The sequence below is a fragment of the Streptomyces polyasparticus genome, assembly GCF_014493765.1.
Lineage (GTDB): Bacteria > Actinomycetota > Actinomycetes > Streptomycetales > Streptomycetaceae > Streptomyces > Streptomyces polyasparticus.
Genome location: NZ_JACTVJ010000164.1, coordinates 1 through 553 on the forward strand (window position 1 = coordinate 1; position 553 = coordinate 553).

General features: G+C 66.5%; 1 protein-coding gene. It reads right to left on the minus strand.

Annotation, left to right across the window (positions count from 1 at the left end):
* Nucleotides 1-88: 88 nt before the first annotated feature.
* Complete coding sequence (locus tag H9Y04_RS45985) at nt 89-445, minus strand: HNH endonuclease (RefSeq protein WP_187820192.1); 357 nt, start codon at nt 443-445, stop codon at nt 89-91.
* Between the last annotated feature and the right edge of the window lie 108 nt (nt 446-553).

Genomic DNA, 553 nt, shown 5'->3' on the forward strand with positions numbered 1-553 from the left:
ACCTTCGACGGCCGGCTCTCCGCCGCCCGGCGCTGAACCCCAACAACCCCAGAACCACCGTTAGCTTTACAGACCCTTCCCCCACCCCTCACACGATCAGATCGCCGCAAGGATGCATATTCGACGCGTGACTATGCGAGGTTACCGGGTGCTTACCGGGCGTCCGCAGCCGACTGACCGCAGGCCGGCCGCGGCGTACGGCCGCTGACTCGGCGGCTGTCTTCTGTTTGTGGTGCCAGCGGCAGAGGGTCTGCAGGTTGGTGTCGCGGTGGTCGTGGCGGTCGGCGATGTGGTCGACCTTCAAGCTGGGAGTCGCGGTGCAGCGGGTGCCGTCGACCATCAGGGCGGTGCGTTGGTAGCCGTCGCGGGCGAGGATGCGCGGGGCGGTGCGCGAGGACCAGCCGGGCGGCAATTGTGCGCCGCGGGTCGAGGTGGACCAGGGCACGGGCCGCCTGCTGTCTTGACCGTGTTGGCTACTTAGGTCGTCTCTTTCGGATCATGTTGCTGACCAGATGAAGATGGCGGCGATGTGGAGTCCGGCGAGGTAGATGGT